The sequence below is a fragment of the Dolichospermum planctonicum genome, from assembly GCF_005402965.1.
In the GTDB taxonomy this organism is placed as follows: Bacteria; Cyanobacteriota; Cyanobacteriia; order Cyanobacteriales; family Nostocaceae; genus Dolichospermum; species Dolichospermum planctonicum.
This window is the reverse complement of the sequence record NZ_BJCF01000034.1, coordinates 1-23,636: the sequence shown is the minus strand read 5'-3', so window position 1 is coordinate 23,636 and position 23,636 is coordinate 1. Positions and strand designations below refer to the sequence as shown.

Annotated in this window: 25 protein-coding genes; 17 read left to right on the top strand and 8 right to left on the bottom strand. The window is 37.9% G+C overall.

The window, feature by feature from the left end:
• Nucleotides 1-55: 55 nt before the first annotated feature.
• From FFO06_RS14565 to FFO06_RS14530, 8 genes are all read left to right on the top strand, one after another.
• Nucleotides 56-3,391: an Eco57I restriction-modification methylase domain-containing protein gene (locus FFO06_RS14565; protein WP_137908678.1), complete on the top strand. Its 3,336-nt coding sequence runs from the start codon at nt 56-58 to the stop codon at nt 3,389-3,391.
• Nucleotides 3,392-3,549: 158 nt separating this feature from the next.
• Nucleotides 3,550-4,953 carry a 3-isopropylmalate dehydratase large subunit gene (gene leuC / locus FFO06_RS14560; RefSeq protein ID WP_137908677.1) on the top strand — a complete coding sequence of 468 codons (1,404 nt, stop codon included), beginning with the start codon at nt 3,550-3,552 and terminating at the stop codon, nt 4,951-4,953.
• 245 nt (nt 4,954-5,198) lie between these two features.
• Nucleotides 5,199-5,807: a 3-isopropylmalate dehydratase small subunit gene (gene leuD, locus FFO06_RS14555; protein ID WP_137908676.1), complete on the top strand. Its 609-nt coding sequence runs from the start codon at nt 5,199-5,201 to the stop codon at nt 5,805-5,807.
• Between the two features lie 128 nt (nt 5,808-5,935).
• Nucleotides 5,936-6,403 carry an EVE domain-containing protein gene (locus FFO06_RS14550; RefSeq protein WP_236097154.1) on the top strand — a complete coding sequence of 156 codons (468 nt, stop codon included), beginning with the start codon at nt 5,936-5,938 and terminating at the stop codon, nt 6,401-6,403.
• 141 nt (nt 6,404-6,544) lie between these two features.
• Nucleotides 6,545-7,108, top strand: coding sequence for a hypothetical protein (locus FFO06_RS14545; protein ID WP_137908675.1), 564 nt, complete (start codon nt 6,545-6,547; stop codon nt 7,106-7,108).
• Nucleotides 7,109-7,323: 215 nt separating this feature from the next.
• Complete coding sequence (locus FFO06_RS14540; protein WP_137908674.1) at nt 7,324-7,809, top strand: hypothetical protein; 486 nt, start codon at nt 7,324-7,326, stop codon at nt 7,807-7,809.
• Between the two features lie 41 nt (nt 7,810-7,850).
• Nucleotides 7,851-8,243: a C6orf136 family protein gene (locus FFO06_RS14535; RefSeq protein WP_137908673.1), complete on the top strand. Its 393-nt coding sequence runs from the start codon at nt 7,851-7,853 to the stop codon at nt 8,241-8,243.
• A 43-nt stretch (nt 8,244-8,286) separates the two neighbouring features.
• Nucleotides 8,287-9,459: a TRC40/GET3/ArsA family transport-energizing ATPase gene (locus tag FFO06_RS14530; protein ID WP_028084734.1), complete on the top strand. Its 1,173-nt coding sequence runs from the start codon at nt 8,287-8,289 to the stop codon at nt 9,457-9,459.
• 114 nt (nt 9,460-9,573) lie between these two features.
• On the opposite strand, the gene FFO06_RS14525 is transcribed toward FFO06_RS14530, so the two are convergent.
• Together FFO06_RS14525 and rbp are read right to left on the bottom strand one after the other, a co-directional pair.
• Entirely contained in the window at nt 9,574-10,416 is an 843-nt protein-coding gene (locus FFO06_RS14525; protein WP_137908672.1) for a tetratricopeptide repeat protein, read from the bottom strand.
• Nucleotides 10,417-11,226: 810 nt separating this feature from the next.
• On the bottom strand, nt 11,227-11,538 hold the full coding sequence (rbp, locus tag FFO06_RS14520; RefSeq protein WP_137908671.1) for an RNA-binding regulator: 312 nt from the start codon (nt 11,536-11,538) through the stop codon (nt 11,227-11,229).
• Between the two features lie 346 nt (nt 11,539-11,884).
• Here rbp and FFO06_RS14515 point away from each other — a divergent pair, with 346 nt between their 5' ends.
• Nucleotides 11,885-12,331 carry an SRPBCC family protein gene (locus FFO06_RS14515; protein ID WP_137908670.1) on the top strand — a complete coding sequence of 149 codons (447 nt, stop codon included), beginning with the start codon at nt 11,885-11,887 and terminating at the stop codon, nt 12,329-12,331.
• Between the two features lie 57 nt (nt 12,332-12,388).
• On the opposite strand, the gene psbA is transcribed toward FFO06_RS14515, so the two are convergent.
• Nucleotides 12,389-13,471: a photosystem II q(b) protein gene (psbA, locus tag FFO06_RS14510; RefSeq protein ID WP_137906817.1), complete on the bottom strand. Its 1,083-nt coding sequence runs from the start codon at nt 13,469-13,471 to the stop codon at nt 12,389-12,391.
• 321 nt (nt 13,472-13,792) lie between these two features.
• Between psbA and cofG the strand changes: the two genes are divergently transcribed.
• From cofG to FFO06_RS14485, 5 genes are all read left to right on the top strand, one after another.
• Nucleotides 13,793-14,752: a 7,8-didemethyl-8-hydroxy-5-deazariboflavin synthase subunit CofG gene (cofG, locus tag FFO06_RS14505; RefSeq protein WP_137908669.1), complete on the top strand. Its 960-nt coding sequence runs from the start codon at nt 13,793-13,795 to the stop codon at nt 14,750-14,752.
• A gap of 165 nt (nt 14,753-14,917) precedes the next feature.
• Complete coding sequence (gene hpsJ-B / locus FFO06_RS14500) at nt 14,918-15,766, top strand: hormogonium polysaccharide biosynthesis protein HpsJ (protein ID WP_137908668.1); 849 nt, start codon at nt 14,918-14,920, stop codon at nt 15,764-15,766.
• Nucleotides 15,767-15,869: 103 nt separating this feature from the next.
• Nucleotides 15,870-16,373 carry a DNA-processing protein DprA gene (locus tag FFO06_RS14495; protein ID WP_137908667.1) on the top strand — a complete coding sequence of 168 codons (504 nt, stop codon included), beginning with the start codon at nt 15,870-15,872 and terminating at the stop codon, nt 16,371-16,373.
• A gap of 138 nt (nt 16,374-16,511) precedes the next feature.
• Entirely contained in the window at nt 16,512-16,928 is a 417-nt protein-coding gene (locus tag FFO06_RS14490; protein ID WP_137908666.1) for an MAPEG family protein, read from the top strand.
• A gap of 103 nt (nt 16,929-17,031) precedes the next feature.
• On the top strand, nt 17,032-17,523 hold the full coding sequence (locus FFO06_RS14485; protein WP_137908665.1) for a YajQ family cyclic di-GMP-binding protein: 492 nt from the start codon (nt 17,032-17,034) through the stop codon (nt 17,521-17,523).
• Nucleotides 17,524-17,803: 280 nt separating this feature from the next.
• Here the strand turns inward: FFO06_RS14485 and FFO06_RS14480 are convergent, their stop codons facing one another.
• Both FFO06_RS14480 and FFO06_RS14475 read right to left on the bottom strand, forming a co-directional pair.
• Nucleotides 17,804-18,361, bottom strand: a complete 558-nt coding sequence (locus FFO06_RS14480; protein WP_137908664.1) for a glutathione S-transferase family protein — start codon at nt 18,359-18,361, stop codon at nt 17,804-17,806.
• 12 nt (nt 18,362-18,373) lie between these two features.
• On the bottom strand, nt 18,374-18,838 hold the full coding sequence (locus tag FFO06_RS14475; protein WP_137908663.1) for a hypothetical protein: 465 nt from the start codon (nt 18,836-18,838) through the stop codon (nt 18,374-18,376).
• Between the two features lie 429 nt (nt 18,839-19,267).
• Here FFO06_RS14475 and FFO06_RS14465 point away from each other — a divergent pair, with 429 nt between their 5' ends.
• Nucleotides 19,268-19,978: a tetratricopeptide repeat protein gene (locus FFO06_RS14465; RefSeq protein ID WP_137908661.1), complete on the top strand. Its 711-nt coding sequence runs from the start codon at nt 19,268-19,270 to the stop codon at nt 19,976-19,978.
• 173 nt (nt 19,979-20,151) lie between these two features.
• On the opposite strand, the gene FFO06_RS14460 is transcribed toward FFO06_RS14465, so the two are convergent.
• Both FFO06_RS14460 and psaM read right to left on the bottom strand, forming a co-directional pair.
• On the bottom strand, nt 20,152-20,562 hold the full coding sequence (locus FFO06_RS14460) for a slr1601 family putative cell division protein (protein WP_137908660.1): 411 nt from the start codon (nt 20,560-20,562) through the stop codon (nt 20,152-20,154).
• Nucleotides 20,563-20,830: 268 nt separating this feature from the next.
• Nucleotides 20,831-20,926 (bottom strand): photosystem I reaction center subunit XII, encoded by a 96-nt coding sequence (gene psaM, locus FFO06_RS14455; protein WP_006196319.1) that lies wholly within the window; start codon nt 20,924-20,926, stop codon nt 20,831-20,833.
• 178 nt (nt 20,927-21,104) lie between these two features.
• On the opposite strand from psaM, the gene FFO06_RS14450 reads away from it, so the two are divergent.
• Both FFO06_RS14450 and FFO06_RS14445 read left to right on the top strand, forming a co-directional pair.
• The gene (locus FFO06_RS14450) at nt 21,105-22,394 is read left to right on the top strand and encodes an FGGY-family carbohydrate kinase (protein ID WP_137908698.1); all 1,290 of its coding nucleotides are present in this window, start codon (nt 21,105-21,107) and stop codon (nt 22,392-22,394) included.
• Nucleotides 22,395-22,488: 94 nt separating this feature from the next.
• Nucleotides 22,489-23,163 carry a DUF8738 domain-containing protein gene (locus tag FFO06_RS14445; RefSeq protein ID WP_137908659.1) on the top strand — a complete coding sequence of 225 codons (675 nt, stop codon included), beginning with the start codon at nt 22,489-22,491 and terminating at the stop codon, nt 23,161-23,163.
• A gap of 132 nt (nt 23,164-23,295) precedes the next feature.
• On the opposite strand, the gene FFO06_RS22020 is transcribed toward FFO06_RS14445, so the two are convergent.
• A partial coding sequence (locus tag FFO06_RS22020) for a hypothetical protein (protein ID WP_236097153.1) occupies nt 23,296-23,636 on the bottom strand: 341 nt, incomplete at its 5' end.

The window sequence follows — 23,636 nt, the reverse complement described above, 5'->3', positions numbered from 1 at the left end:
CGGATTATTGAAAGTGTGGAATCTACATGATGATATATATTGAGAAATTAAAGTTATGAGTCAACAACTTTCTAAAGCTTTATTCCAGAAAAAGTCATTAAAAAATGCTTTGGTTAAGTTTAAATTTCCTTCAGATTTAGAACAACGTCACCAAATTATCATCAAATGGGTTGAGGCTTTAAATTCAGGTACTCTTAACCAAGTCAAAGAGATTTCTTTACATGGTGATTTTCTCAAAGATATCTTTCAAAATGTCTTAGGTTACTCTTCCATTATTACAGGTGGTGGTAAAGTTTGGGAAATTCACGCAGAACAAACTATAGCTGACGGTGGGGGTTCTGCTGATGCTGCTGTGGGCTTTTTTACCGCAACAGAAAATAACAAAGGAAAGGTAAAATTACAGGGTAAAGTTGTTGCACCAATTGAATTAAAAGGGACAAAAGATGATTTAGATAGACCCGCATCTGGGAGAAAAGAATCCGCTGTTGATCAGGGTTGGCGCTATGCTAATTATACTCCTGATTGTCATTGGATTATCGTTTCTAATTATCGAGAATTACGACTATATCATACTAATAAAACTCCCGCTTATTATGAACAGTTTTTATTAACTAATTTAGCGGATTTTGAGGAATTTAAAAGATTTTATTTACTGCTTTGTCGAGAAAACTTTTTACCAATTAAAGATATATCTACCATTGACAGGTTGTTAGTAACTTCTGAAGAAGCACAAGAGGACATTACTAAACAACTTTATCAAGAATATAAACAAGTTAGACTAAATATAGTTAAAGATTTCCGGTTTCGTTTTGGTAGTAAATTGCATATTCCTAACCGTGATCAAGTATTAATTGAGAAAGCACAAAAAACATTAGACAGAATTTTATTTATTGCTTTTTGTGAAGATAGGGGATTATTACCCGAAAAGACAATTAGCAAAGCCTATAATAACAAAGATATTTATCATCCTCGACCAATTTGGGAAAATTATCAAGCCGTTTTTCGTTGGGTTGACCAAGGTAATGAAGATCCCCCAATTCCCGGTTATAATGGTGGTTTATTTCAACATGATCCGATTTTAGATCAACTATTAGATATTCCTGATTCTTTGTGTGGTCAACTGCAACAATTAACCCGTTTTGATTTTGATTCAGAAGTTTCCGTAGATATTTTAGGACGAATTTTTGAGCAGTCAATTACAGATTTAGAAGAATTAAAAGCTGATGTTGCTAAACAGGAATTTGATAAAAAACAGGGTAAACGGAAAAAATTAGGCGTATTCTATACTCCCGCTTATATTACTCAATATATTGTCGAAGTTGCAATTGGTGGATATTTACAGAAACGCGAAGATGAATTAAGACAACGGTTAAAAATAGGAGAGTTTATAGATACAGCAGAAAATCAAAAACGGGAAATTGAATTTTGGCAAAGTTACCGAGATGAGGTATTAGTAAAAACGCGAGTTCTTGACCCCGCTTGTGGTTCTGGTGCGTTTTTAATTGCTGCTTTTGATTATTTTGCAGGTCAATATCAACGAGTTAATGATAATTTGCGGTTTCTGAAATATGAGACTCTAGAAAATGTTGAATTAGATAAGACTATTCTTAGTAATAATCTATTTGGGGTTGATTTGTCTCCTGAGTCGGTAGAAATTACTAAGTTATCTTTGTGGTTAAAAACCGCAACTCAGGGAAAAACTTTAACTTATTTGGATGATAATATTAAAATCGGTAATTCCATCATTAATGATGCAAAAATCACAGATTTACCATTTAATTGGGAAAGTGAATTTTCTCAAGTCTTTGCTGACGGTGGTTTTGATGTTGTTATTGGAAATCCTCCCTATATTCGTCAGGAGTTATTATCACCATTTAAACCTTATTTACAGGAAAATTATCAAACTTATGACGGAGTTGCAGATATTTATATTTATTTCTATGAAAAAGGTTTAAATCTGCTTAAACCAGCAGGAATTATTTCTTATATTGTCACTAATAAATGGTTACGTTCTGGTTATGGTGAATCTTTGCGACGGTTTTTTTGTCAGTCCAGTGTGTTTGAACAAATTATTGATTTTGGACACGCACCAATTTTTGAAGACGCGGATACATTTCCCTGTATTATTGCTGCGAGGAAATCTGAGGTTTCAAATACAGACAATGAGAATAAATCAGTTTTAGTTTGTGCTGTTCCTCGTGGGGAGTTGAAAAATATTAACCTCATTCAATATGTGCAAAATCCAGAAAACAGTTTTACTATTCCTTGGTCGCGGTTTTCTGCTCATGCTTGGAGTTTAGAACCTCCTGCGGTTGATGATTTAATGCGGAAAATTCAACGGGTAGGAGTTCCCTTAAAGGAGTTTGCTGGAGTTAAACCTTATTATGGAATAAAAACAGGTTTTAATGAAGCTTTTTTAATAGATAATGCTACTAGGAACAAGTTAATTCAAGCTGACCCAAAATGTGCGGAAATTATCAAACCCTATGTACGGGGACAGGATATTAAAAGATGGATTCCTCAATGGGAAAATTTGTGGATGATTTTTACTCGTCGTGGAATTGATATTGATGCTTATCCTGCTATTAAAAATTATCTCACTCAGTATCGAAAACAATTAGAACCTCGTCCTAAAAATTGGAATACAAATAAAGATGGTAATTGGGAAGGACGAAAACCAGGTATTTACAAGTGGTATGAAATTCAAGATAGTGTTGATTATTGGCAGTTATTTGAACAACCAAAAATCATTTATCAAGAAATTCAAACTTTTCCGGTTTATGCACTTGATAATTCTGGGTTATTTGGAAATAATAAAATTTTTATTCTTCCCACTCAAGATTTATTTATTTTAGGGTTACTTAATTCACCTCTTATTTGGTGGTATAGTCACCGTGTTTTTACAAAAATGCTTTCTGACGCTATTAGTCCAATGGGATATTTATTTGAAACCCTACCTATTGCCCAACCCACAGAAGAAACTCGCGCAGAAGTAGAAGCAATTGTCACGCGGTTAATTGAAATTACCAAACTCAACGGACAAGTTTATAAAGATGTTCTCGACTGGTTGCAAATAGAATACAAAATTGAGAAACTGGGCAATAAATTAGAAGACTTTGCTACTTGGGAATTTCCAGACTTTGTAGACGAAGTGAGAAAAAGAATGCCCAAACAAAAAAACGCCAAAAAATCTTCAGACCCTTTAAGTATACCAGCTTTTACAGCTTTACGTCAAGCATATAATGATTATGTTCCCGAAATTAACAGCCGCAAAAACGAAACTGTAAAATTAGAACAGCGTCTTTCTGATTTAATTAATCAAGCTTATCAACTCACAGCAGAAGAAATTGATTTAATGTGGAAAACAGCACCTCCAAGAATGCCTATTTGATTAAACATCATAGCGTTTACCCAGATATGTTTTGAAGCTTGTAAACGCGCCCTAAGTTCTGAAAAATTACCTAAAAAATTATCTAATTTTATAGGATCTTGAACCAGTCTATTTTCTGATACAATCAAAAATCAGACTCCTTTAATATAAATTAATCTATGAGCAAGGGTACTCTATTTGACAAAGTTTGGGATTTACATACTGTTGGTACACTACCATCAGGATTAACACAACTATTTATTGGACTACATCTTATTCATGAAGTTACCAGTCCCCAGGCCTTTTCCATGCTGAAAGGAAGGGATTTAAAAGTATTATTTCCGCAGCGAACCATAGCCACAGTAGATCATATTGTTCCCACCGAAAACCAAGCCCGTCCCTTCGTGGATAACATGGCCGAGGAAATGATCCAAGCATTAGAAAAGAATTGTCAAGAACATGACATAACATTTTACAATATTGGTTCAGGGAATCAAGGTATAGTTCATGTCATTGCTCCCGAATTGGGACTAACTCAACCGGGCATGACCATCGCTTGCGGTGATAGTCATACGTCAAGTCATGGCGCGTTTGGAGCGATCGCCTTTGGTATAGGTACAAGCCAAGTTAGAGACGTTTTAGCCTCCCAAACCCTATCACTATCAAAACTAAAAGTCCGCAAAATCGAAGTTAACGGTAACTTAAAACCCGGAGTTTACGCCAAAGACGTAGTATTACATATTATCCGTAACCTAGGGGTTAAAGGAGGTGTAGGCTACGCTTATGAATTTGCTGGTACAACCTTTGCCCAAATGAACATGGAAGAAAGGATGACCGTTTGTAACATGGCCATCGAAGGTGGGGCGCGATGCGGATACGTCAACCCCGATGAAATTACTTATGATTATTTACAAAATAGAGACTTTGCCCCTAAAGGTGCAGACTGGGAAAAAGCCCTAAATTGGTGGCAATCCCTGAGTAGTAATCCCGATGCAGAATATGACGATATCGTAGTATTTAATGCCGAAGCTATCCCCCCCACAGTCACATGGGGAATTACACCCGGTCAAGGAATTGGCGTAGATGAAAAAATTCCCACAGCCGCAGAACTGCTAGAAGAAGACCGCTTAATAGCCGAAGAAGCATATTCTTACATGAATCTATATCCCGGACAACCCATCCAAGGAACAAAAATAGATGTTTGCTTCATAGGTAGCTGTACCAACGGACGTATAAGCGACCTAAGAGAAGCCGCCAAAATCGCCCAAGGTCGGCAAGTTGCTGCGGGAGTCAAAGCCTTTGTTGTCCCCGGTTCAGAAAGAGTCAAAAAAGAAGCCGAAGCCGAAGGACTAGATAAAATCTTTGTTAAAGCCGGTTTTGAATGGAGAGAACCAGGGTGTTCCATGTGTTTAGCCATGAACCCCGACAAACTCCAAGGGAGACAAATCAGCGCCTCCTCCTCCAACCGCAACTTCAAAGGTAGACAAGGATCATCCTCCGGTCGTACCTTACTCATGAGTCCGGCTATGGTAGCCACCGCCGCCATAAAAGGGGAAATTGCCGACGTACGGGCTTTATTATAAAATAAAAATCTTGTGGGGTGGGCATCTTGCCTGCCCAAACCAGAATTGAGTCCCAAAAAAATCTCTCTCAAACTCTGAAAAATCTTGTGGGGTGGGCATCTTGCCCGCCCAAACCAGAATTGAGTCCCAAAAAAATCTCTCTCAAACTCTGAAAAATCTTGTGGGGTGGGCATCTTGCCCGCCCAAACCAGAATTGAGTCCCAGATATTCCTTTGTGTCCTTCGTCCCTTCGTGGTTAATTAATTATGGTAAGTGAAGTAAAACAAATATCCAGTCAAGCCGTTCCCCTACTTGGTAACGACATAGATACCGACCGAATTATACCCGCCCGCTACTTAAAAGCCATTACCTTTGACGACCTAAGAGAGGGGGTATTTGTGGACGACAGAAAAGCCTTAAACGGTGAACACCCATTTGACCAAATCCAATACCAAGGGGCAAATATCCTCATAGTTAACCGCAACTTTGGCTGTGGTTCGTCAAGGGAACACGCACCCCAAGCCCTGGCCAAATGGGGAATCAAAGCCCTCATTGGTGAAAGCTTTGCGGAGATATTCTTTGGTAATTGCGTAGCCATGGGGATACCATGCGTAACGGCTGAAGCAGAGGTAGTTAAACAACTGCAAGAATTAGTTATCGCCAATCCTCAAGAAGTTGTTACCATAGATTTGGAAAAATTGCAAGTGGAAATTGGTGATTTTACTGCCTCGGTTGTCATGAGTGAAGGCACAAGAAGTGCCTTTATTAGTGGAACATGGGACGCTTGCGGACAGTTGGTAGCAAATGCTCAACAGGTAAAAGCAACGGCGGCCAAATTACCTTATATTGCTTGGGGCAATTTGGCCGCGAGTTAGTCGCCGCTCTTTTTGTCTCTGAGGTTGTATTTTATCGAACCACTCCAGGCACAGATGACACGGAGAAAAGAGGTGGAAAAGGAATTTTGGGTCATATTTTTTGGTCATATTGAGTTAATTGTTATGAGATGAATAAAATTAATTATTGGTTAATGAAGTCAGAACCATCAGTTTATAGTATTACTGATTTACAACGGCAAGGTGAGACTATTTGGGACGGTGTACGTAATTATCAAGCGCGTAATTTTCTCAAACAAATGCAAATAGGAGATTTAGCATTTTTCTATCATTCTAATGCTGAACCTCCAGGAATTTTTGGCTTAATGCGGATAGTTGAAACAGATATTAATGACCCGACACAATTTGATGTTAACAGTAAATATTATGATGCTAAATCAACTCCTGAATCTCCCCGTTGGCAAACTGTGAAGGTGGAATTTGTAGAAGTTTTTAATTATCCTATTTCACTATCAACACTCAAAACAAAATTTAAAGATGATGAATTATTAGTAGTCAAAAAAGGTAATCGTTTATCAGTAAATCCTATCATGGAATCAGTGGCAACTAGGATTTTAGAAATGGGAAGGGATATTTAGAGAGCCTAAAAAAAGCCTAAAAAAAAAGATATTAGCATCCCCTGCCGCTCTCTGTGTCCTCTGTGCCTGGAGTGGTTCGATAAAAAATATAATTCATCTACCCAAAAAGCGTTAACCTAGATCTAAAGTTCACAAATAATTATGACACCAGAAGAAATAGCGGGTACATTAACGGAGTTATTTAGCGTTGAAGTTGTAAAATCTATAGCCCCTGGTTCTTGGCAAGTAGAAACTACTGATTTTCGATTATTGGTGCTACTTTCAGAAGATCACACTTGGTTGCGGGTATTACTGCCAATTATGCCCTTACAAGAGGCTACAGCATTTCTCACGCAGTTTCTAGAGGCTAATTTTGATGATACTCAAGAAACACGCTACGCCGTTTATGATGGGGTAGTGTGGGGAGTGTTCCAGCATAATAGTGGCACTTTGAGTAATGCAGATTTTACTAATGCGATCGCTCGTCTGATATCATTACATCAAACTGGTGTAAATGATGTTTTCAATAATTTGGTAGAAGTTCGTATCCGCGAAATTATTAAAACAGCGAAACAACAGGGACAATCTCTAGAAGCTACTATGCAAAATCTAGACCGTTTTTATGCAGAAGGATTATTAGGAGATATTGACCAAAATCCCCAAGGACGAAAGGAGGTTTTAGCGGCTTGGAGACGACAATTAGAAGGTCTTTGGCAGGAAATGTAATTGCAGTAACAAGGAAATAGAATATCTATTGAGAACTTCTATTTCCTGCTATTTATTACTAACGCCGTCAATTCACAATTAAGAATTAGAAAGGCAGATTACACAAGTCTATTACCAGCAATAATTGAGGCTTTGACCGTCAATAATTTACCAATGTTGAGGAGAGAATTTGACTTCTCAAAATTTTTTTAAACATCATTTCCAGAATCTAGATCATGACCCTTGCACAAATCCAAACTCAAATCAAAAACCAAGTAGCTAAAATTGAAGAGCAGCAACAAGCTTTATTCGATTCTCAAAAAGAATTATCTTTGCTTTTAGAACAGAAAAAAATCATGCAACAAGTGGCATATAAAAAGATTAAAGAAGCAGCGCAGTTATTAAAAGCAGCACAGGCTGATTTAGAGTATACAACTGAAGAGATCATAGACATCACTAAATCAGAAATGATCAGCCCTGAAGCAGAAAATCAGTTAAAATCTTTAGAAGAATATAACCAAAATAGTTTAACTTTAGGGAATGGAAAAATTGAGTTAGAAAAATCTGGATTTAGTATCGCAGAAGGTCAAAAAGAACTGGTTAATGCTATTACCGAGAAACTGGATGATTTTGAATTTGCTTTATCCCGTTTACCCGTGGAAGAAAGAGATTATGCTAGAGTAAAACTACAGTCTGTAATCGGTAATTTCATCAACAAGTAATATACCACTTTCTATGATCAACACCAGCACAACATCAATTTATGGATATTATAGAAACCCTCAAAGCTGATTATCAAAGATTTCCTGTCAATCAAACTTACAGCATTTATGCCCAAGATGTTTATTTTCAAGATGCTGTTTTTAAGTTTCGAGGACTGGAACTTTACAAATGGATGATTAAATTTATTCAGACTTTTTTCCTCAATCTTAAACTGGATTTACATAACATCCAATCTCAGGAAGAAATTATTAAAACTGAATGGACTATGAGTTGGAATTCTCCCCTACCTTGGAAGCCTTATATTTCCGTTTCTGGCTGGAGTGAATTACGTTTGAATGCTGACGGTTTAATTGTTTCTCATATTGACTATTGGTACTGCTCTCGTTTAGACGTAATTAAGCAGCATTTCATTTCTTTGAAAAAACCATCATAATGTAAATAAATGTAAATAAACTTCAGGCAGTAAGGAATCATTGATGCGAGTAATTTTAATGACAGGGAAAGGTGGCGTGGGTAAAACCTCCGTGGCCGCAGCCACTGGACTCCGTTGTGCAGAACTGGGCTATCGGACATTGGTTTTAAGTACAGACCCTGCCCACTCCCTGGCCGACAGCTTTGATATAGAATTAGGACATGATGCCCGTCTCGTGCGTCCTAATTTGTGGGGTGCGGAATTAGACGCACTGCAAGAATTAGAAGGTAATTGGGGGGCTGTGAAACGCTATATCACCCAAGTTTTACAAGCCAGGGGTTTAGACGGCATACAAGCGGAAGAATTGGCGATTTTACCGGGCATGGATGAAATTTTCGGCTTGGTGAGAATGAAACGTCATTATGATGAAGGAGAATATGATGTTTTAATTATTGACTCCGCCCCCACTGGTACAGCATTAAGACTGTTAAGTTTGCCGGAAGTTGGTGGTTGGTATATGCGTCGTTTTTACAAACCCTTCCAAAATATTTCCGTTGCCCTCAGACCACTTGTAGAACCTATTTTTAGACCCATTGTTGGTTTTTCTTTACCAGATAAAGAGGTAATGGACGCACCCTATGAATTTTATGAGCAAATTGAAGCTTTGGAAAAAGTTTTAACTGACAATACTCAAACCTCTGTGCGTCTGGTGACGAATCCTGAAAAAATGGTAATTAAAGAATCTCTTCGCGCTCACGCCTATCTAAGTTTGTATAATGTAGCCACAGATTTAGTGATTGCTAACCGAATTATTCCCCAAGAAGTAACAGATCCTTTTTTCCAACGGTGGAAGGAAAATCAAGAACAATACCGTCAAGAAATTCATGATAATTTCTTACCTCTTCCAGTCAAAGAAGTACCTCTATACTCTGAAGAATTGTGTGGTTTACCAGCTTTGGAAAGGCTGAAAGAAACCCTCTACAAAGATGAAGATCCAACTCAAGTTTATTATCAAGAAACTACAATCAGAGTTGTCCAAGACAAAAACCAATACAGTTTAGAACTGTATTTACCTAACATTCCTAAAAGTCAAATTCAACTGAAAAAAACTGGAGATGAGTTAAACATCACTATTGGTAATCATCGCCGTAATTTGGTATTACCTCAAGCTTTGGCCGCACTGCAACCAGCAGGGGCAAAAATGGAAGATGATTATCTAAAAATTCGCTTTGCTTGAAGCGTCTAAATTTTTAGACACCCGACTCTTTAAATAAGTCGGGTATCTGTTTATTTATCCAATAAAAATATGAGTTATCTCTACTTTTGTTTTACGTAAGTCCTGAAATCTCAATTATCGTCCCAATTCTTCAATGTTCTTCATTGCTTGTTGATATAAGTCTTTGTTTCCTTCTTTGTCAAAAATAGCTGCTGCCCGTTGTAGGTCTTTTAATGCCCCCCGTTTATCTCCAATTGCAGCATAGGCGTTACCGCGATTATTAAAAGCAGAACCAAAATTAGGATTAATACGAATTGCTTCATTATAATCGGATATTGCTTTTTGCTGTTCTCCCCTGGCTGCGTAAGCATTGCCACGATTGTTATAAGCTACAGCATATTCTTGATTGATCCGAATTGCTTGAGTATAGTCCTCTAAAGCTCCGTTTTTATCACCTTGGTTTCCACGAGCATTACCTCGATTGTTGTAAAATTCCGCAGATTTAGGCTTGATGCTAATAGCTTGATTATAATCGGCGATCGCTCTTCTATAATCCCCAATAGATGAAAAGGCATTGCCACGATTATTGTAAGCTTCCGCATCATTAGCATTTAAACGTAATACCTGATTATAATCGGCGATCGCTCCCTCTTTATTACCAGTATCAAAATAAACCAGTCCCCGACCTTTAAATGCTGGTGCATATTCAGGATTAAGACTAATTGATTTACTATAGGCAGCAATGGCCGCTTGAGAATTACCTTTCAGGTGTTGAGTTTGTCCCTGAACATAAAATTCTGCATATTTGGATGTTTTTCCTATCTTTGGATTTGGGGTAGTTGCTGCTCTTTCTGTCACTAAAATATCTTGATTATTACTACAAGCAAGGCAAATTATCCCACTAAAAATCGTAAGCATTGCTATAGTCAATGCTCGGTTTATCTGTCGCTGTTTATGTGTCAATAACTGCCATTTCATAATTTACTATAAATCGCCATTTTACTTGGAGTAAATCATTTACTAAATTGCTTACTTACTTCTGCAATATTTTAGCTTTTTGATGAAATGAAATCTAAATGATCAGATTGGTAAATAATTTTATTCAGCTAATCACCCGATATTAATAAATGTTGACAATATTATCCTTTATATCTACATTTATAGTATTACTAAACTATCGCTGATAATTCTGTCAATTTTATTAGCATTTTTAGAAAAAATTTCATACCAGTACAAGTATTTATATTTGAATATTATTAATATTAATCCTCCTCACATTCTTAATATTCTTAATTTTTAGGGTTTATTTTCCCTTAGGTATTTTCATCAATATTTACTCTCAAATTTTTCCGAATATTTTACGTTAAAATAATTGTCAAATCTAACTAAATCAATCCCTTGATTTTTTACCAAATCTACCAATTCTTGAAACTTAGTCTTGACAGTTTTTCATAGCTAGTCAGTTTACAGAATAATGTTTCCAAAATATTTTGTGATTACATCGCTAGTAACATTTTGTTACCAATAATGCACAGCAAGTGCTGCTCATTATTATAATGACTTTTGTTAATAACTGCTGCCAATGTGCCAAAATACCCCTTTTTATATCATTTAACGGCAATTTTCAGCCAAATAGGGAAATTATTTCTGTACCCTATTCGGTAAAATGGTTTCAAAACAGCTAACTAGAAAATTTTCCATTAAAAAAGCTCAGGAATAAATACCTGAGCTAATGGTAAACTTAATTATCCTAGAGGGGAATATTTTTCTAACTGAACTCTATAGATACTAGTAGCGGTTACGACCACCACCACCACCATAGTTTCCACGACCACCACCACCAAAAGAACCACGATCTTCTTTGGGTTTAGCCTTGTTTACTTTCAAATTACGTCCCATCCATTCAGCACCATCAAGAGCTTCAATGGCTGCTGTTTCTTCCGCATCTGTACCCATTTCTACAAAAGCGAAACCACGAACCTTGCCTGTTTCTCTGTCGGTAGGTATTTGGACACGCTTTACAGTGCCATACTCTGCAAAAACTCCGTTTAAATCGTTATCGGTAACTTCATAAGAGAGGTTACCCACATAAATCGACATAGACTGTCTCCAAAATCATAAGAGTGTAGAGATTTAGATTTCGGAGAAAAGTCTGTAAATACCAAAGGTAAAAATCCTATCAATACTAAAAACAAACGTGGTCTACCGAATTACTTCTCAAGTCCCATTATCACATAAAAAATGGATATTTAGCTCAGAAAATTAAAAAAATTTATCAAAGAAATTTATCAAAGATTTTTTCACTTCACAATTAGCGATCGCAGCATAAGATATTCTGAGCATTCTCTCATTATACTTATTTTAATGAATTTAGAGCCACAATAACCATCTATTTTCGTTATTTTCAGCAGTTTAGGCTACAGGCTAAATTTTAGGTTTTTTGTTCATGTTGCACTTTAAACATTCCTCAATCATTAACGCACCAGTAGAAGTAGTTTGGAAATTTCATGAAAGGCCAGACATAATACAGTTACTCACCCCACCTTGGCAACCTGTACAAGTAGTCAGACGTGAAGGAGGACTAGAAGCCGGTGCAATTACAGAATTTCGTCTTTTTCTGGGCATTTTACCCTTAACTTGGTTAGCACGTCACACAGACTATGAAAAATATCGTCTGTTTAGTGATCAACAAATATCTGGACCTTTTGAGTCCTGGATACATCGTCATGAATTTACGGAGGAAAACGGCAAAACTAGATTAACTGATCATATTACCTATGCCATGCCTGGAGGTAATGGAGTGGAACTTATGAGTGGTTGGTTAGTACAAGCACAGTTAGAAGTCATGTTTCGCTATCGTCATTATATAACTAAACGCGAATGTGAAAAGTGAACACAAAAAAACGCCCTCCTTGCGGAGAGCGTTTTTTATTTAACTAGACTCTAGTTATTAACCGTTGATTGCAGGAGCAGTTAAAGCAACAGGAGCAACATCAGCAGCAGCCAAATCTAGAGGGAAGTTGTGAGCATTGCGCTCGTGCATTACTTCCATACCTAAGTTAGCGCGGTTGATTACGTCAGCCCATGTAGAAATTACACGACCTTGAGAATCAATGATGGATTGGTTGAAGTTAAATCCGTTCAAGTTGAACGCCATTGTGCTTACACCTAAAGCTGTAAACCAGATACCAACTACTGGCCAAGCAGCTAAGAAGAAGTGTAAAGAACGGCTGTTGTTGAAGGAAGCGTATTGGAAAATCAAGCGACCGAAGTAACCGTGTGCTGCAACGATGTTATAGGTTTCTTCTTCTTGACCGAATTTATAACCGTAGTTTTGTGATTCGTTCTCGGTTGTTTCTTTAACCAAGGAAGATGTCACCAAAGAACCGTGCATTGCAGAGAACAAAGAACCACCGAATACACCAGCTACACCTAACATATGGAAGGGGTGCATCAAGATGTTGTGTTCTGCTTGGAACACAATCATGAAGTTGAATGTACCGGAGATACCTAAAGGCATACCGTCAGAGAATGAACCTTGACCGATGGGGTAAATCAAGAAGACTGCGGTAGCTGCTGCTACAGGAGCAGAGAAGGCTAGGCAAATCCAAGGACGCATTCCCAAGCGGTAAGAAAGTTCCCATTCACGACCGAGGTAGCAGAATACGCCGATCAAGAAATGGAATACTACTAACTGGTAAGGACCGCCGTTATACAACCACTCATCTAAAGAAGCTGCTTCCCAAATTGGGTAGAAGTGTAAACCGATAGCGTTAGAAGAAGGAACTACTGCACCGGAAATAATGTTATTTCCGTATAGTAAAGAACCTGCAACTGGTTCACGGATACCGTCAATGTCAACGGGAGGTGCGGCGATGAAAGCGATAGTGAAGCAAGCGATCGCACTCAAGAGAGTAGGGATCATTAATACTCCGAACCAACCTATATAGAGGCGGTTGTCTGTGCTGGTAATCCACTCGCAAAAGCGATCCCATACGTTAGCGCTTTGGCGCTGCTGTAGTGTTGTGGTCATGTGTTTATAATGGCGTTTGAGTTATGTATGTTTTGGTAGGTGTTTCTACCTTATGAATTTATATTAACCTTTATGTTTAGATTTGTAAAGGGGTTTTCGTAATATTTTTTAATATTTTTTTCAGCCAAGTGATCTTTAGAGCTATAAACTATATATAGTCAGCCTTTCGGGGATTAATCTTTTTGCTAATCAGGGGTTTGAACTTTTTACTTTCTCCTGACCACCTAAACTGCATAATAGGAGTCTAAACCTTGTGGGGTGGGCATCTTGCCCGCCAAAGTCTGTAAATTAGCCGTGTTTTAGCTGCAACTCCTACTATATATGTCTCTATCTAGTCAGAATATTGTTACTTACAGCCCTGCTTATACTATTGTTCCCACTTATGAATGCTTTAACCGTTGTACATACTGTAATTTCCGCAGCGAACCGGCCAAAAGTCCTTGGTTGACTCTGGAGGCAGCTCAAGAAATTTTGTCACAACTAAAAAATCAAAACGTCTGTGAAATACTCATGCTCAGTGGCGAGGTACATCCTGATTCAGCAAGGCGTGAACCCTGGTTTGAGCGCATTTATGATTTGTGTTTATTGGCACTAGAAATGGGATTTTTACCCCATACCAATGTCGGTCCATTGAGTTGGACTGAAATGGAAAAACTCAAAAGTGTTAATGTTTCCATGGGGTTAATGCTAGAACAGTTGACACCAAAACTATTAAATACAGTTCATCGTCACGCGCCGAGTAAATTGCCAGAAGTGCGATCGCAACAGTTACAATGGGCAGGAGAGCTAAAAATCCCCTTTACAACGGGTTTGCTATTAGGAATAGGAGAAACTGAGTCAGACTGGTGGGAAACCTTAGCAGCTATTTCTGAGTCCCATAAACTTTACCATCACATTCAAGAGGTGATTCTTCAACCCCACAGCCCCGGAACAGTGCAAACTTTGGAGGCACCACCATTTAACCCCCATAAATTACCAGAAGTCATCGCCAAAGCGCGGGAAATTTTACCAGCAGATATTACAATTCAGATTCCCCCTAATTTAGTTAAAGATGAAAATTGGTTACTTGCTTGTCTAGCCGCAGGGGCCAGGGATTTAGGGGGAATAAGTCCCAAGGATGAAGTTAATCCGGATTATCCTCATTTACAAGAGCAAGAACTTAGGAATATTTTAGAGCCTGGTGGCTGGGAATTAGTACCGCGCTTACCAGTGTATCCCCAGTTTGATGATTGGTTGGATGCAGGTTTACTACAAAAGGTAAAACAATGGCGGAGAATATAGAATATATATATAAACTTCCACAAGTTCAGTAACCTGCTCCAATTCAGCAACGTCAAAAAAATATGCACCTTTTTATGTAACTTTTGCGGATTCTCTCGAATAACATGGTAAAAGTGACATGGATAATATGCTAAATAATTTAATGTATTTACTCTGTCAACCAATATGTCGACTAGTACATCCTCTCATACGTCCTTCTCCCTAAAGTTAATAGGTGTAATCTGTATACTGTCGTTTTTTCTAGGGTGGCTATTTTTATTATTCCCTTTGGAAATTACAGATAAACTCTGGCAAATTAACCTGTGTAGGAGTCTTGTAGAGCAGGGTTTTTTACCATTGCTTGGTCTGGGAGCAATTCTAACTGCATTCTATGTTGGTAGAACTCATGAAAGTAGTGATCCCTCGTCTCCTATTCTAAAGTTGCCAATTTTTATACTTTCTAGTTTGTTGGGACTGATGTTTTTGTTGATTTTTCCCTTGTACCTGGTTAACGTCAATCAAATCAAGGAACAGGGGTTAACACGGATTAACCAAGAAGCAGAACAGTTAGAAAACCAAGTTAAAAGTCAATTAGCACAAATACAAAATCAACTTAGTAATGATCAGGTAAAAGCGTCTGTAGAGAAACAACGTGCTGCATTAAAAGAGCAACTCAAGACCCAGCTAAATGAACTGGTTAAAGATGAGCAGAAGTATAATCAGGCAATTAATAATAACCAATTACCCACGGCGCAGAAGGATTTACTCAAAAAGTATAAAGCAAATCCCCAAGCTCTGGATAATTTTATTGCCCAGCAAACAGACCCTCAACAACTAGCAAACCAGAGAATAGACCAAATTAACAGTCAAAAAGAACAACAGTTGCAAAAAACCCAGGCAGATGCCTGGAAAGAATTACGAACTGGTATTAATAGTTTATTGTTGTCAATTGGTTACACTGTCATCGGGTGGAGAGGATTAAGAGGTACGGGTGTTTCCAAAAGTAGTTCCAGACGCAGCAAATCAGCCTCATAAATAACTAACAAATAAATTGTAGCAAGATGTAACTCTGGTTAGTGTCTTATCTACACGCTGTTTGGTACAATATCTGGGTTGTTTAATCTCATGATTTTTATCTTTGAGTCAGTCAATAGAAACTATCAACCTCGATACATTAGCCCAAGAACTAGCAACTATCCAGCAAACAGGTTCTAAGCGGATAGCTTTGCTAGGTTCTCGTCATGTGCCAATTACTCATCAGAAGCTCATTGAAATGATGGCTTATGCCCTAATCCTATCGGGCAACCGGATCATTACTTCTGGTGCTACAGGCACAAACTCTGCGGCCATCCGGGGCGCAACAAAGGCTGACCCCAACTTACTCACGGTCATTTTACCCCAGAGTTTGGAACGTCAACCCCAAGAATCACGCCAGCAGCTAGAAGAGGTCATGCACCTGGTGGAAAACCCCAGCAATGATAACCTGTCTCTGGCTGAAGCGAGTTACTTATGTAATAAGGAAATTGTCTCTCGTTGTCAACAATTAATTTGCTTTGCATTTCACGATAGTCGCACTCTCTTACAAACCTGTAGTGATGCAGAAGAACAACGAAAAGTGGTAACACTTTTCTACTTTGACTAGGGTGAATCCTCACGCAAAGCTAATGATAGAGATGGGAAATGATCATTGGGTAATGGGTAATAACTTGACTAAATTACCCTTTATCCATTGACAATCAATAGATCAAGGACAAACCAATTACCCTGTTAAATTAATTTCATGTCTCTATCTCAATTACCAGTACCTGCTATCTTTTTATCCTCTATTGTCGTCGCGGCTATTCTCATTTATGTACCCTATTTATTAGTAGCTTTTGCTAGAGTGCAGATAGGATATGATCTTTCTGCTCCCCGCGCCATGTTTGACAAGCTACCACCCTATGCCCAACGGGCAACATGGGCCCATGAAAACTCTTTTGAAGGATTTATGGTTTTTGCAGCGGCAGCTTTAATGGCTTATGTTACTGGGGTAAATTCTCCCCAAGGGGGGAATGCAGCGATCATCTTTATCATTGCTCGTTTGCTATACTCTATTTTCTATATTGCCAATATACCTTTGTTGAGATCACTCATGTTTGGTATTGCTTCTTTTAGTTCTGGAACTCTGTTTTACCTCAGTCTCATGCAAATTAAATAATTAGGTAAAAGGGAATAAGGAAAATATTTATTTTTAATCTTCCCTGTTCCCTGTTCCCTGTTTCCTGTTTCCTCTTCCCCATTACCAATTACCAATTTTATTTATGGCCTCTACTTTTTCCTTTGATATCGTCAGTGACTTTGATAGACAAGAATTAGTTAATACTATTGATCAAGTCATCAGAGATGTTAAAAGCCGTTATGATCTTAAAGACACTCAAACCACAGTTGAATTAAGCGAAGAAAAAATTACTATTGGTACTGACAGTGACTTTACTTTAGAATCTGTCCATACCATTCTGCGGGAAAAAGCCGCCAAGCGTAATCTTTCCCAAAAAATCTTTGAATTTGGTAAAATTGAATCTGCCAGCGGCAACCGTGTTAGGCAAGAAATTACTCTGAAAAAAGGTATCAGCCAAGAAATTGCTAAACAAATTTCCAAGTTGATTCGAGACGAAATTAAGAAGGTTCAAGCATCGATTCAAGGTGACGCTGTGCGGGTGACAGCTAAATCAAAAGATGATTTACAACTTGTTATTCAACGTCTTAAACAAGAGGACTTCCCCGTTGCCTTACAATTTACAAATTATCGTTAGAAAATACAGCAGTTTCCGATATTATGAGGTACAGATATTAATGATAAAAATATTGTGGTGAAAATATTGTGGTGAAAATTTTGTGGTGAAAATTTTGTGGTGAAAATCTTGTGGTGAAAATCTTGTGATAAAAATCTTGTGATAAAAATCTTGTGGTGAAAATATTGTGGTGAAAATATTGTGGTGCGGGCATCTTGCCCGCTAAAATTGTACCTCACCCTTATGATAATCCCCTATATAATTAACAATTGATAATTATCAATTATTAATTATTAATTAATTACTTCCGTCCACCAATGCTTTTTTGAAATGCGGGGCGTTCAGACATAGACTGAATATAATTCACAATGGCTGGGTAAGCACTCAAATCTAACTTGAGCATAATCGGAATATAAGAAAGAATTGATCCCACAGCCACATCTGCAACGGTAAAATCATTACCCAGCAAAAAAGGCTGTTTTTCCAAAATTTCATTCAAAGGAGTTAATAATCGTGGCATTTCTCGCTGACGATTGGCTTCTATGAAAATACCTGTTCCTAAACTGGAATTGGCAAATAATACCCACTGGGTAAAGATAGCTTTCTCCTCTAATGAAAAAGCGGTTTTACCGTATTTATCCGCCAAATAAAGTAAAATAGCCCCTGATTCCCAAAGCTGAAAATCACCATCAACGATAGCGGGGACTTTACCCATAGGGTTAATTTTCAAGAAATCAGGCTGGATATGTTCTCCTGCTTGCATATCGAGTAGAACGAACTCATAAGGAACTTCCAGTTCTTCTAAATACCACTGGATAATTGCAGCCCGACTACGACTACCACCATAAAGTTTCAACATAGTTATCTGAAATTAAAGAACTTTGTGAGTGTGGGAATGTTGTTTGATGTTATCTTCTTTAGTAACCACTCTGGCTGCATTCAGTACCCGTTTGCGCTCTGTGGAATAATTCAAATCCGTTTTAGTTGTTCCCAGAGGAATCAGATTTTGGGAGGCTTCACGGCGCTTGTAGGTACGAGCCGCAGAAAATAACCTCAATGCAAATTCATCACCAAATTGCGCTGATTCTGGGAAGCCTTCTGGCAATAGCATTTTATCACCATCTAACACAGATCCTAAATTCGTTGCATAAGCCAGCCTGTAAGAGGTGGGAATGTTTTTCCATAGGGCTTCTAATGCTGCGGAAGGAATGGGTTCTATCACTTCAATTTGATGCACTTCCCCATCTTCTTTATAGAAGCACGTAGCTAAACCAAGAACAATATAGTCATCAGTATTGAGATCGGTAGCATCAGCATAAGAAATTGTTGTTGTCATGGGAAATGTCTCTTCTAAAATTGGTAAGTAGGTTGGCGTTAAAAATTGTCGTTATGACAAGGGAACTCTTTACTCTTAACTGGGAAGAGGTTTTGGGCAACTTTACTTTTCGTTACTTATGTCGTTTTTTTCCATTCACCTACTTAGTTAATTGGTTGTCATTAATAAAATCTTACTTATTCTGTCTTAATTAAGGAACGCAAACTCTTACTTCTGGCTTTTTGTCTGTCATCTTGAAAATTTACACTTCAATTCTTCAGATTTTTACTGATTCTGGAATTGAACTTGGGTATGAAGTATACATTATTAGATTTATGGCTGATATGGTTTGAGGATGTAGAATCTACGTCCTTCAACAATCCTAGAGCCATCACGACCGGAAAACTATAACTTCATTTGACAAACCGAGTAAATCAAATAGGGAAGATAATGAGTAAGCAATCTTTTTTAAATTCTGGTATCCCAAACAGTCTAGTATGCTTTTTTAGTACAAACAATCCTTGTCATCAATGTGCGCCGTTACCGGATGGTAATGAACCAATGTTGGAACAACGCTATTTACGCTCTTGTGCTTTGAAATTAGCACAACAAGGAGATTATACCAAAGCGATCGCTCTTTTAAGTCATCTCATTGACAACCATCCTGAAAATGCTGTTGATTACAATAACCGAGGTCTGATTTATTTTCAAAGTGGTGACGGAGACAAAGCTCTCTGTGATTATAACAAAGCCCTAGACTTAAATTCTAAATTAGCTAGTGCCTACAATAATAGAGCTAATTATTACGCCGCTTCTGGTCAATTAATGGACGCATTAGCTGATTATGAACAAGCATTGGATTTAAATCCTCATCATGTTCGGGCTTGGATTAATCGCAGCATTACTTTACGGGATTTGGGTGAATATGCAGAAGCCATTGAGAATTTAGAAACTGCTCTACTTTTTGGTCAACTCAAAGGACACATTTGGGCTGAACGCGGACGTACTTATCATCTCTGGGGTGATTGGAATTGTGCGATCGCTGATTACCGTCGCGCATTAGCAGAATTGCCATCTTTAAAGAATCAAGCTGGTTTCAGTTATAGTTTACGGTTACAAATCGAAAACTGGTTAAACGAGTTGCTATTTTTTGAAGAATAAGAAGAATAAGAAGACTAATTTGGTAAATTTGGTAGATAGCTAAATTCAGTAGTCAGGATTTTGGAAGTCATTTGTGAAACCATCTGGAAAATTTGAATTTTCTCACTAAATCAAAACTTATACCCTTGATAGTCACCCTAATAACCATGATGATTAATATATTTTCTGCACTTTTATGGAACTGAATCAGATTGTTCCGTGACAGTCTGATCTTGATTCATCAAGATAACTGGACGCTGATTTGCTGTAAATCGGTATGATTTTTGCTGCATAATACTCTGAGCTTGTCCAGGATCAAAATTGCGACTAAATTCCGTCTGCAAATTCTGGACACGCCCTTCCATGACTTTAACTTCGGTACGTATTTCCCGCAGCTTGTCCTGTTGTAACCAATGGTAAGGTAACAATTGTACTAGAGCAGAAACCGCTGCTGCCCCAATAACTGTATTAACTGCTACTTTAGCTGTAGTTTCCAGTGCCATTACCTGGTAAGCGCGTTGGCGTAAATATCGTTTAGGTCGTGGTACATTTCGCCGTTGTTCTACTGGCTGTATAGGAGGTCTAAATGGTTGAAACGCATTCATGATAGTAAGAAAAGGCTTGCATGATTTACGGCAACTACCGTCAAAAGCAAACAGGTGCTAATTGCGGTTTAGTTTAGCTGTTATATTACTTCATTTTTCGTAAATTTAAACAAATGTGAAGATGAAAAAATATTACCAAGTAAATTACAGGTAAATTAATTAAGGTGCAATTTCCAAAATCCTCCTAGCCCAGAGCCATGAGTGTTTGGAAACTACACCTTACCATACTAGAGTTGATAACCGGGAACAGAATTACATGACTCTGGTACTATTTGTATAGTTCTGTAGCTAAACGCCAAGCTAAAATTCCTGGAATTAGTGCTACAGCCAAAGCAATGTAAACTTGAGTATCTGAGATAGGCATGATAGAAATCCTCCTAAGTTGAACTTAATTTTCAAGACTCTGCTTACTACTTTTGACTGTTTTACCAAAATTAGGAAACATCTTGTTACAAGATGCAACAAAAACCGTAATTAGTCAGTGGTCATTGGTGAGCAAAAAATCATCTTTCCGTTTCAAACCCCAACTCCCCTACTCCCTCATGACTTTATCCCTGGGTATTGACTTTGGCACTTCCGGCGCGCGAGGTGTGGTAATTGATCAACAAGGTCGTATTGTATCCGCCATGCGCCATCATTGGCACGTTGGGACTATTGATTGGGTAAAATGCTGGACTGAGGCTTTATGGAGTCTATTAGGGCAAATTCCGCAGGTTTTCAGGCAGGAAATCGGGACTATTGCCATTAATGGCACTTCTTCCACTATTTTGCTGACTGATGACAGTGGAAAGCCAGTGGACGCGCCCCTATTGTACAACGACGGTCGGGGAGCTATGGCTTTAGAACGGTTGAGCCAAATTGCACCAGCCAATCATACCGTGTTAAGTGCTACATCAAGTCTAGCGAAACTCCTCTGGATGCAAGAATTACCTTCTTTTATAAATGCTAGATATTTACTGCATCAAGCCGATTGGTTGGGTTTTCTGCTGCATGGAAGGTTAGGTATTAGCGACTACCACAACGCTTTAAAACTGGGTTATGATGTGGAAAAATTGCAATATCCAGAATGGCTAGAACGGCTACAAATTCCCCTCAATTTACCCCAAGTCTTCCCACCAGGAATACCCATTGGTGAATTACTTCCACATATAGCCGCTGAATTTGGCTTTAAAGCCCATTGTTTGGTGGTTGCAGGTACGACAGACAGTATTGCGGCTTTTCTAGCCAGTGGAGCTAAATTTCCGGGGGAAGCAGTAACTTCCCTAGGGTCAACTTTGGTATTGAAACTTCTAAGCCGCCATAGAATTGAAAATGCGCGATATGGAATTTATAGCCATCGTTTAGGTGATTTGTGGTTAACTGGAGGTGCTTCTAATACGGGTGGTGCTGTGTTAAAACATTTTTTTAGCGATCTAGAGTTAGTCCAGTTAAGTGCCGACATTGATCCAACTCAAGCCAGTGTGTTAGATTATTATCCATTGTTGAAACCAGGCGATCGCTTTCCGATTAATGATCCCCAATTATTACCAAAACTAGAACCACGTCCAGATCAAAATCAGGAATTTCTGCATGGTTTATTAGAAGGTATGGCTAGAATAGAAACTAAAGGATATGAACTTTTACAAAATCTCGGTGCAGACCCTTTAACTCATATTTATACAGCCGGTGGTGGTGCTGCAAATTCTACTTGGACTGCTATTCGTCAACGTTATTTAAAAGTACCTATTGTTTTATCAAAAAATACGGAAGCAGCCTATGGAACGGCACTTTTGGCAATGGGAAAAATTAATTTGGAACGAACCACAGAGGACACAGAGAACACGGAGGAATGAGGGTAAAAGATTATTTATTTGTAAGTTTTGTAAGTTTTCATTTAAGTTGTCAAGTTCAGTTTAATTCAGCATTGAATTATTAATTTATATGGTTATGAACTTCATTTGTCGGTTGTCATTACTCTTACCTATTACCTTTTGCTTATTACCTATTGCCTGTAATTTAGGTGTAACTGAAAATGCTACATTTGCAAATGCTCAAAGTTTAGAAGGGTTGCAGTTAAGCCAAAATCAAAATATTTTACCTAAATCTATCTCTCAAGCTGTTCTCAGGGATGCTTCTAAACGTTCTGGGATAAAAGTTTCTGATTTGCAAATTACTCAAGTTACATCTACTATTTTTAGTAATCCCTGTATTTTTAAATTTGGAGAAGTTTGTACCAGGGAATATAATCCTATCCCCGGTTGGACTATAACTGTAAGGTTACAAGAACAATCTTGGATTTATCATGTCAATAAATCTAATTCACAAATTCTCTTAGATCCAAAAATCACTACTCACAAATTATCGAAAAAAATCGCTAATACGGTTTTGAGTGATGCTTCTAAACGTTCTGGTTTAGCAGTAAATTACCTGAAAATTACCCAGTCAACTCAGAAAACTTTTAGTAATTCCTGTGTTTTTAATTTCGGTGAAGTTTGCGCTCAAATTTTTGATCCCATTCCAGGTTGGGAAGTAATTGTTAAAGTTAAAAGCCAATTCTGGACCTATCATGTAGATAATACTGGTACACGCATGATTTTAGATCCTCAAATTACTAAAATTTAAGCATTAAACACATTAGTCAATGTATAAGTTATTTGTATAGGACTTTGACAAAAAAGAACTTTCTCAATAAAGGGGGGTTCATTCTCATGATTATTGAGAATTTTATCAATAATTTCACGAGTTTCGGTAATTTCAGCCGGGGGGCTTGACAGTGTTTTGAGTTTCGGGTATGATGATGTTATTGGTGGGAAATAGTGCGCCCATATATATAGAGTTTTTAATTACTAATATTATTATTTCCAGAATAAATCTCCGCAGCAGGGGAATATCAACCTCAACTTGATGAATTACAAGATTGATTAAATAATTTGCAGATTTTGTTATCGGGATATAAGTTATTTGTATGGGACTTTGACAAAAAAGAACTTTCTCAATAAAGGGGGGTTCATTCTCATGATTATTGAGAATTTTATCAATAATTTCACGAGTTTCGGTAATTTCAGCCGGGGGGCTTGACAGTGTTTTGAGTTTCG

Bases quoted from the DNA above. Each gene is read 5' to 3' on its own strand.
- FFO06_RS14565 (WP_137908678.1), top strand. From the start codon at position 56: ATGAGTCAACAACTTTCTAAAGCTTTATTCCAGAAAAAGTCATTAAAA.
- leuC (WP_137908677.1), top strand. From the start codon at position 3,550: ATGAGCAAGGGTACTCTATTTGACAAAGTTTGGGATTTACATACTGTT.
- leuD (WP_137908676.1), top strand. From the start codon at position 5,199: ATGGTAAGTGAAGTAAAACAAATATCCAGTCAAGCCGTTCCCCTACTT.
- FFO06_RS14550 (WP_236097154.1), top strand. From the start codon at position 5,936: ATGAATAAAATTAATTATTGGTTAATGAAGTCAGAACCATCAGTTTAT.
- FFO06_RS14545 (WP_137908675.1), top strand. From the start codon at position 6,545: ATGACACCAGAAGAAATAGCGGGTACATTAACGGAGTTATTTAGCGTT.
- FFO06_RS14540 (WP_137908674.1), top strand. From the start codon at position 7,324: ATGACCCTTGCACAAATCCAAACTCAAATCAAAAACCAAGTAGCTAAA.
- FFO06_RS14535 (WP_137908673.1), top strand. From the start codon at position 7,851: ATGGATATTATAGAAACCCTCAAAGCTGATTATCAAAGATTTCCTGTC.
- FFO06_RS14530 (WP_028084734.1), top strand. From the start codon at position 8,287: ATGCGAGTAATTTTAATGACAGGGAAAGGTGGCGTGGGTAAAACCTCC.
- FFO06_RS14525 (WP_137908672.1), bottom strand. From the start codon at position 10,416: ATGAAATGGCAGTTATTGACACATAAACAGCGACAGATAAACCGAGCA.
- rbp (WP_137908671.1), bottom strand. From the start codon at position 11,538: ATGTCGATTTATGTGGGTAACCTCTCTTATGAAGTTACCGATAACGAT.
- FFO06_RS14515 (WP_137908670.1), top strand. From the start codon at position 11,885: ATGTTGCACTTTAAACATTCCTCAATCATTAACGCACCAGTAGAAGTA.
- psbA (WP_137906817.1), bottom strand. From the start codon at position 13,471: ATGACCACAACACTACAGCAGCGCCAAAGCGCTAACGTATGGGATCGC.
- cofG (WP_137908669.1), top strand. From the start codon at position 13,793: ATGTCTCTATCTAGTCAGAATATTGTTACTTACAGCCCTGCTTATACT.
- hpsJ-B (WP_137908668.1), top strand. From the start codon at position 14,918: ATGTCGACTAGTACATCCTCTCATACGTCCTTCTCCCTAAAGTTAATA.
- FFO06_RS14490 (WP_137908666.1), top strand. From the start codon at position 16,512: ATGTCTCTATCTCAATTACCAGTACCTGCTATCTTTTTATCCTCTATT.
- FFO06_RS14485 (WP_137908665.1), top strand. From the start codon at position 17,032: ATGGCCTCTACTTTTTCCTTTGATATCGTCAGTGACTTTGATAGACAA.
- FFO06_RS14480 (WP_137908664.1), bottom strand. From the start codon at position 18,361: ATGTTGAAACTTTATGGTGGTAGTCGTAGTCGGGCTGCAATTATCCAG.
- FFO06_RS14475 (WP_137908663.1), bottom strand. From the start codon at position 18,838: ATGACAACAACAATTTCTTATGCTGATGCTACCGATCTCAATACTGAT.
- FFO06_RS14465 (WP_137908661.1), top strand. From the start codon at position 19,268: ATGAGTAAGCAATCTTTTTTAAATTCTGGTATCCCAAACAGTCTAGTA.
- FFO06_RS14460 (WP_137908660.1), bottom strand. From the start codon at position 20,562: ATGAATGCGTTTCAACCATTTAGACCTCCTATACAGCCAGTAGAACAA.
- psaM (WP_006196319.1), bottom strand. From the start codon at position 20,926: ATGCCTATCTCAGATACTCAAGTTTACATTGCTTTGGCTGTAGCACTA.
- FFO06_RS14450 (WP_137908698.1), top strand. From the start codon at position 21,105: ATGACTTTATCCCTGGGTATTGACTTTGGCACTTCCGGCGCGCGAGGT.
- FFO06_RS14445 (WP_137908659.1), top strand. From the start codon at position 22,489: ATGAACTTCATTTGTCGGTTGTCATTACTCTTACCTATTACCTTTTGC.